General features: G+C 68.1%; 7 protein-coding genes and 1 pseudogene. 5 read left to right on the plus strand and 3 right to left on the minus strand.

Translation table 11 applies throughout. The annotated features are described in order from the left end of the window. Window positions 1-139, plus strand: a pseudogene (gene truB / locus WA944_RS15515) (tRNA pseudouridine(55) synthase TruB); the annotation flags it as partial. 5 nt (window positions 140-144) lie between these two features. Here truB and WA944_RS15520 read toward each other — a convergent pair. Beyond that, the gene (locus WA944_RS15520) at window positions 145-576 is read right to left on the minus strand and encodes a type II toxin-antitoxin system Rv0910 family toxin (RefSeq protein WP_526369610.1); all 432 of its coding nucleotides are present in this window, start codon (window positions 574-576) and stop codon (window positions 145-147) included. 77 nt (window positions 577-653) lie between these two features. Further along, the gene (gene mntR, locus WA944_RS15525; RefSeq protein WP_526369612.1) at window positions 654-1,373 is read right to left on the minus strand and encodes a manganese-binding transcriptional regulator MntR; all 720 of its coding nucleotides are present in this window, start codon (window positions 1,371-1,373) and stop codon (window positions 654-656) included. A gap of 80 nt (window positions 1,374-1,453) precedes the next feature. Between mntR and WA944_RS15530 the strand changes: the two genes are divergently transcribed. The 4 genes from WA944_RS15530 (at window position 1,454) to WA944_RS15545 (ending at window position 6,815) form a co-directional block, all read left to right on the plus strand. Further along, entirely contained in the window at window positions 1,454-2,437 is a 984-nt protein-coding gene (locus WA944_RS15530; RefSeq protein WP_526369614.1) for a bifunctional riboflavin kinase/FAD synthetase, read from the plus strand. Window positions 2,438-2,578: 141 nt separating this feature from the next. Beyond that, window positions 2,579-2,848, plus strand: a complete 270-nt coding sequence (gene rpsO / locus WA944_RS15535; RefSeq protein ID WP_526369616.1) for a 30S ribosomal protein S15 — start codon at window positions 2,579-2,581, stop codon at window positions 2,846-2,848. Between the two features lie 381 nt (window positions 2,849-3,229). Further along, window positions 3,230-5,491, plus strand: coding sequence for a polyribonucleotide nucleotidyltransferase (locus WA944_RS15540; protein ID WP_526371952.1), 2,262 nt, complete (start codon window positions 3,230-3,232; stop codon window positions 5,489-5,491). After that, a complete protein-coding gene (locus WA944_RS15545; RefSeq protein ID WP_526371950.1) occupies window positions 5,469-6,815 on the plus strand; it encodes a M16 family metallopeptidase in 1,347 nt (448 codons plus the stop codon). Before WA944_RS15540 ends, WA944_RS15545 begins: the two co-directional genes overlap by 23 nt. Window positions 6,816-6,828: 13 nt before the next feature. Here WA944_RS15545 and WA944_RS15550 read toward each other — a convergent pair whose 3' ends face one another. Then, window positions 6,829-7,482, minus strand: coding sequence for a TetR/AcrR family transcriptional regulator (locus WA944_RS15550; RefSeq protein WP_526609844.1), 654 nt, complete (start codon window positions 7,480-7,482; stop codon window positions 6,829-6,831). Window positions 7,483-7,688 lie beyond the last annotated feature (206 nt).

Below are 7,688 nucleotides of genomic sequence, written 5' to 3' on the forward strand. Positions count from 1 at the left end.
CCACGGACGCCCGCTGCCGCCGGCCGGTCTCGACGGGGTGTACGCGGCGACCGCGCCGGACGGCAGCGTCATCGCGTTGCTGCAGGACGGGGAAACCCGGACCAAGAGCGTCGTGGTGGTGCGCCCGGCGACGCTGTAGAGCGGTCAGGCGTACAGCGTCTCGAACTGTTCGATCGACTTCTCGATGTCACCTTTGACCGCGCGGACCGCGGCGGTGCCGATCGGACCGAACAGCGGGGCCCCGCCGAGGTCCATCCGCACCGTGAAGGTGCAGCCGTCACCGGTGGAGGCGACCTTCATCGACAGCTTGTACCGGGTGCCGCCCACGCCTTCGCCGCTGATCTCCAGGGCTGACGGCGGGTCGAACTTGCGCACCGTCCACGTCACGCGGTTGCGCATCCCCTTGGCTCCGGCCACCCCGACCACCGTCGTGCCCACGTCGAGCTCTTCGGGCAGCTCCGAGCGCCATCCCTGGTGCATGGTCATCCAGTCGCCGAGCGTGTCCAGGTTGGATGCGTGCTGCCAGGCCTGCTGCGCCGGCATCGGTAGGGACCGCGACAATTCGAGTTTCGCCATGACCGGATGCTACGAGTGCGGTCGGCGACGAGGGACCCGATTGTGTCGATCGCCGCTCCCCGCGCGCCTCGGAGACCTCACGCGACGACCCAGATCGCCTGCGCTGCGGGGCTTCCCAGATCCACTGTGGTCTGGCTGTCGTCATCGACAGCGGGATCGCCAGGGTTCTGCACGGTCACCGAGATCATCCCGGCGAAGTCGCGGCGGGCGACCACCCGCAACCGGGAGTCCAGGCTGATCCCGACGGTGTCGAAGTACCGCAGCATCTCCGGGTCGGCATCGGAGATCCGCGCGATCGTGCCCGCGTCACCGTCCTCACACACCGACAGCTGACGGGCGGGAGGGGTGGGAACCTGACCGTCGGCCGCCGGGATCGGGTCACCGTGCGGGTCCCGGGTCGGGTAACCGAGCTTGGCGTCGATCCGGTCGAGCATCCGGTCGGAGACGGCGTGCTCGAGCACCTCGGCCTCGTCGTGCACCTCATCCCAGCCGTAGCCGAGTTCGCGCACCAGGAACGTCTCCATCAGCCGGTGGCGGCGCACCATCGCCAGCGCGGCGCGCCGGCCCGCGTCGGTGAGGGTGACCGCCCCGTACTTCTCGTGATCCACCAGGCCCTGGTCGGAGAGCTTGCGCACCGATTCCGAGGCGGTGCTGGCCGACACCCCGAGGCGTTCGGCCAGCAACTTCGTGCTGACTTTCTCGTGTGACCACTCCTGGGCGGTCCAGATGACCTTCAGATAGTCCTGCGCCACCGTCGTCAGGTCGCGGGGATCGCTGGCCGCGCTTTCAGGACTCACAAGCACAAAGTTTAGGCAATAATCACCTGATCTGGTGGTGCTGATGGTCTGGGGTTGCGGTCGGGTCGTAGGCTAACGGCGTGCAGCGCTGGCGGGGGCAGGACGAAATCCCCACCGACTGGGGCCGATGTGTGGTCACCATCGGCGTGTTCGACGGTGTCCATCGTGGTCACCAGGAGTTGATCAGCCGTGCGGTGAAGGCGGGGCGGTCGCGGGGCATCCCGACGGTTCTGATGACGTTCGACCCGCACCCGATGGAGGTCGTGTTCCCGGGCAGCCACCCGGCACAGCTGACCACGCTGACCCGGCGGGCCGAGCTGGTCGAGGAGATGGGCATCGACGTCTTCCTGGTCGTGCCGTTCACCGCCGATTTCATGAAGCTCACCCCGGAGCGCTACATCCACGAATTGCTGGTGGAGCGGTTGCACGTGGTCGAGGTCGTGGTCGGGGAGAACTTCACGTTCGGCAAGAAAGCGGCAGGCAACGTCGATCTGCTCCGCAAGGCGGGGGAGCGGTTCGGATTCGCCGTGGATTCGGTGACTTTGGTTTCCGAGGTGGCCGAGCCCTACCGCGACGAGACCGTGACCTTCTCGTCGACCTACATCCGGTCCTGTGTCGACGCCGGTGACATGGTCGCGGCCGCCGAGGGGCTGGGACGGCCGCACCGGGTCGAGGGCGTGGTCGTCCGTGGGGACGGCCGCGGCAAGGTGCTCGGTTTCCCGACCGCCAACGTCGCCCCGCCGATGTACTCGGCGATCCCGGCGGACGGCGTGTACGCAGCCTGGTTCACCGTTCTCGGCCACGGTCCCGTCGTCGGCACCGTGACCCCCGGCGAGCGGTATCAGGCCGCGGTGTCCGTCGGCACCAACCCGACCTTCTCCGGCCGCACCCGCACCGTCGAGGCCTTCGTGTTGGACACCGCCGCCGACCTGTACGGCCAGCACGTCGCCGTGGACTTTGTCGCCCGGCTGCGCGGACAGGAGCGGTTCGATTCGGTGACCGATCTGGTGGCGGCGATGGGTGCCGACACCGAACGCGCGCGCACCATCCTGTCCGCCCGGTAGCGATTGGCGGCTCGCCTGTCGGCGCTGCTAAGCTCCGTGCCGACCTGGCGTGTGCTGCAGTTCGCGGTGGCTGCGCCTGTCGGGGATCCTCGCGATCCGCCGGCATCTTGATCGCGGACCGAGTTTGATGGAGTTGTATTCGTGGCGCTCACTGCCGAACAGAAAAAAGACATCCTGGGCCAGTACGGCCTGCATGACACCGACACCGGTTCCCCCGAGGCGCAGGTCGCGCTGCTGACCAAGCGGATCATCGACCTGACCGAGCACCTCAAGATCCACAAGCACGATCACCACTCGCGTCGCGGGCTGCTGCTGCTGGTCGGCCGCCGTCGCAGGCTCCTCAAGTACGTCGCGCAGGTCGATGTCGAGCGCTACCGCTCGTTGATCGAGCGCCTCGGTCTGCGTCGCTGACGCAGCACTCCGCCCGCAGTGCGGTGACCGCGCCGGCATGCCCGGTAGCGGCCCCGGATTAGGGATTACTCGCACCCCGGGATGTACGATGGGTGCGTTCGCCAGCCGGCGTGTCCGAGTGGCACAGACGGCATGGCGCGAACAAGTGGGTGTGGTCTTCGCGATCCGCGTGTACCGCCCCCGCGTGACACGACAGGTACCGCCCGATCGCGCGGTCTTCGGTAGTGGCTGCCGGATGTACTCCGGCCGCTTCGATCGACGGCCGTCGACGCATCCGAGCCGGTCTCGGGGTCTCCTGAGGTTGTCTGCAACTGACGCATTCAACGCGCAGTGTTCACGCGAAACAGCTGAATGATGACCAGAGAGGCTATACGGACGTCTATGTCTGTAGTTGAGATTGAAGACGGCGTGTTCGAATCCACCGCCGTGATCGACAACGGGAGCTTCGGCACCCGCACCATCCGTTTCGAGACCGGCCGGTTGGCCCAGCAGGCCGCCGGCGCCGTGGTCGCCTACCTCGATGACGAGACCATGCTGCTGTCGGCCACCACCGCCAGCAAGAACCCGAAGGACCACTTCGACTTCTTCCCGCTCACGATCGACGTCGAGGAGCGGATGTACGCCGCGGGCCGCATCCCGGGCTCGTTCTTCCGCCGCGAGGGCCGCCCGTCCACCGACGCGATCCTGACCTGCCGCCTCATCGACCGGCCGTTGCGCCCGACCTTCGTCTCGGGGCTGCGCAACGAGATCCAGGTCGTGGTGACCGTCATGAGCCTGGACCCCAAGGACCTCTACGACGTGCTGGCGATCAACGCCGCGTCCGCGTCCACCCAGATCTCCGGCCTGCCGTTCGCCGGCCCGGTCGGCGGGGTGCGCGTCGCGCTCATCGACGGCACCTGGGTGGCGTTCCCGACCGTCGAGCAGCTCGAGAACGCCGTCTTCGACATGGTCGTCGCGGGCCGCAAGGTCGGCGACGACCCGAAGGACACCGCGATCATGATGGTCGAGGCCGAGGCCACCGACAAGGTCATCGAGCTCATCGGCAACGGCGCCGTGGCCCCCACCGAGACCGTCGTCGCCGAGGGCCTCGAGGCCGCCAAGCCGTTCATCGCCGCGCTCTGCACCGCCCAGCAAGAGCTGGCCACCGCCGCGGGCAAAGAGACCCGTGAGTACCCGGTGTTCCCGGAGTACCAGGACGACGTGTTCTACGCGGTGTCCTCGGTGGCGACCGACGAGCTGTCCAAGGCGCTGACCATCGCCGGCAAGGACGAGCGCAACAACCGCACCGACGAGATCAAGGGCGAGGTGCTCGAGCGGCTGGCCGACACCTATGCCGGTCGCGAGAAGGAGATCGGTGCGGCGTACCGCTCACTGACCAAGAAGTTGGTCCGGCAGCGCATCCTGACCGATCACTTCCGCATCGACGGCCGCGGTGTCACCGACATCCGGGCGCTCTCGGCCGAGGTGGCCGTGGTCCCGCGAGCACACGGCAGCGCGCTCTTCGAGCGGGGCGAGACCCAGATCCTGGGGGTCACCACCCTGGACATGGTCAAGCTGGCGCAGCAGATCGACTCGTTGGGGCCGGAGACGTCCAAGCGCTACATGCACCACTACAACTTCCCGCCGTACTCGACCGGTGAGACCGGTCGGGTCGGTTCGCCCAAGCGTCGCGAGATCGGCCACGGCGCTCTGGCCGAGCGGGCACTGGTGCCCGTGCTGCCGAGCGTCGAGGAGTTCCCGTATGCGATCCGTCAGGTGTCGGAGGCGTTGAGCTCGAACGGTTCGACGTCGATGGGCTCGGTCTGCGCGTCGACCATGTCGCTGCTCAATGCCGGGGTGCCGCTCAAGGCGCCGGTCGCGGGTATCGCCATGGGCCTGGTGTCCGACGATATCGAAGTAGAGGGTGGTGGCGTCGAAAGACGCTTCGTCACCCTCACCGACATCCTCGGCGCCGAGGACGCCTTCGGCGACATGGACTTCAAGTGCGCAGGCACCAAGGAGTTCGTCACCGCCCTGCAGCTCGACACCAAGCTCGACGGGATTCCCTCGCAGGTGCTGGCCGGCGCCCTGGCTCAGGCCAAGGACGCCCGGATCACGATCCTCGAGGTGATGGCCGAGGCCATTGACGCACCGGACGAGATGAGCCCGTACGCACCGCGGATCACCACGATCAAGGTGCCGATCGACAAGATCGGCGAGGTCATCGGGCCGAAGGGCAAGATGATCAACTCGATCACCGAGGAGACCGGCGCGTCGATCTCCATCGAGGACGACGGCACGGTGTTCGTGGGTGCCTCCAACGGCGAGGCCGCACAGGCCGCGATCGACAAGATCAACGCCATCGCCAACCCGCAGCTGCCCAAGGTCGGGGAGCGGTTCCTCGGCACGGTGGTGAAGACCACTGACTTCGGCGCGTTCGTGTCACTGCTGCCGGGACGTGACGGCTTGGTGCACATCTCCAAGCTGGGCCGGGGCAAGCGGATCCACAAGGTCGAGGACGTCGCCAAGGTCGGCGACAAGATGCGGGTGGAGATCGCCGACATCGACAACCGCGGCAAGATCTCGCTGGTCCTCGTCGCCGAGGGCGAAGCGCCCGACGCACCCGCCGATGTCCCGGTTGATGCAGCGACCGCCAGCAGCTAGCTCGGGGGCGCTGCGCCGGGGGCGCCGCAACGACGACTCATCCCTGACCGTGCGCCGCACGGACCTGCCCGGCGGCCTGCGTGTGGTCACCGAGCGGATCCCGCACGTGCACTCGGCGTCGGTCGGGGTGTGGGTCGGCGTCGGCTCCCGCGACGAGGGCCGCAGTGTCGCCGGTGCCGCGCACTTCCTGGAGCACCTGCTGTTCAAGGCGACCCCGACGCGGACCGCGGTGCAGATCGCCCAGGCGGTCGACGCCGTCGGCGGTGAGCTCAACGCGTTCACCTCCAAGGAGCACACCTGCTACTACGCGCACGTGCTCGACTCCGATCTGGAGCTGGCCGTCGACCTGGTCGCCGATGTGGTGTTGCGGGGCCGGTGCTTCGCCGAGGACGTCGACGTCGAGCGCGACGTCGTGCTCGAAGAGATCGCCATGCGAGACGACGATCCGGAGGACACACTCGGCGACCTGTTCCTGACCGCGATGTTCGGCGAGCACCCGGTCGGCCGTCCGGTGATCGGCAGCGTGGAGTCGATCTCGACGATGACGCGCGCGCAGCTGCACTCGTTCCACGTCCGCCGCTACACGCCGGACCGGATGGTCGTCGCGGTCGCCGGCAACATCGAACACGACGAGGTCGTCGCGCTGGTCCGGGAGCACTTCGGCCCGCGGCTGGTGCGCGGCCGCTCCCCGCTGGCGCCACGCAAGGGCGCAGGACGGGTGCCGGGCCGCCCGTCGCTGGAACTGGTGAGCCGAGAGGCCGAACAGACCCATCTGTCGCTGGGGGTACGCACCCCGGGACGGCACTGGGATCAACGCTGGGCCCTGTCGGTGCTCAACACGGCGCTCGGCGGCGGACTGAGTTCGCGGCTGTTCCAACAGATTCGGGAGACACGGGGGCTGGCGTACTCGGTGTACTCGACCGTGGACACGTTCGCCGACAGCGGTGCGCTGTCGATCTACGCCGGCTGCCTGCCCGACCGGTTCGACGAGGTGGTGCGGGTGACGACCGACGTGCTCGCCGAGGTCGCCCGCGACGGGATCACCGCCGATGAATGCCGAATCGCCAAGGGATCGCTGCGCGGTGGGCTGGTGCTGGGCTTGGAGGACTCAGGCTCTCGGATGAACCGGATCGGGCGCAGCGAGCTCAACTACGGCCATCACCGCAGCATCGCCCACACGCTGGAACAGATCGACGCGGTCACCCTCGAGGACGTCAATGCCGTCGCGCGACTTCTGCTCACGCGCCCGTTCGGCGCCGCGGTCCTCGGTCCGGTCAAAGGCAAGAAGTCGTTGCCCAAACCGCTGCAGACGATCCCGCGCTGACCCGTCGTCGTAGTCAGTGGTGACGTGCGCTGGCCACGGCCGCGGCTCCGTTACCGGTGAGCAGCCACAGCGTCGTCAGGCTGTCGATCAGTTCGTCCTGCGCGACGTGCGAGCGGCCGTCGACGAAGGCGAGGATCGCGTCAGCGGTTCCTCCGATGATGAACGCAGGCGCCACCTGGGCCAGTGGGTCGGCCGCGAGCTCGACGTCGTGGACGGTGCGGGCATGCTCGATCAGGACTGTGGTGAGCCCCCGCATCACGGCGACGTGATGGTGGTGCTGGGCGGCTGAGCCGGCCACGCCGCCGAGCAGCACGCGGGCCCGCCGTGGGTCGCCGACCAGCGTCTGGACCAGAGAGGCCACCGCAGCACGCGCCTGCTCCTCGATCGGTGCGTCGACGGCGCCGGCCACGGCCTGCACAGTGGCCGCGCTCACGGCCTCGGCGATGTCGTCCACCGTCGCGGCCGCGAGGGCGTCGAGATCGGGGAAGTTCTCGTAGAAGTAGCGCTTGTTCAATCCGGCCGCAGCGCAGATCTTGTCGACGGTGATCACCCGCCACTCGTCGCCGGCCATGGCGTCGAGCGCGGTGTCGATCAATCGCGCACGGCGCCGGCTGCGCCGGTCGGCCGCGCTCTGGCCTGCGTAGCTGCGTTTCGGCGTGTCGGGCACGCTGTGATCGTCGCATCTCGGGCCGCAGGGGCGAGACCCTTGACACCTGACACATCAATCTGGCACATTTTCGTACCAGAATACGGTACCGAGATGCGCCCCTGCGGCGCAGCGAAAGGGAGCCTTGATGACCGACGTGTCGACAGCGGAACAGCGGGTTTCTCTGATGGCGGAGTTGAAGGACCTGGCGGCGACCTCGCCGGTTC

This window comes from Mycobacterium sp. (genome assembly GCF_049683355.1).
Lineage (GTDB): Bacteria > Actinomycetota > Actinomycetes > Mycobacteriales > Mycobacteriaceae > Mycobacterium.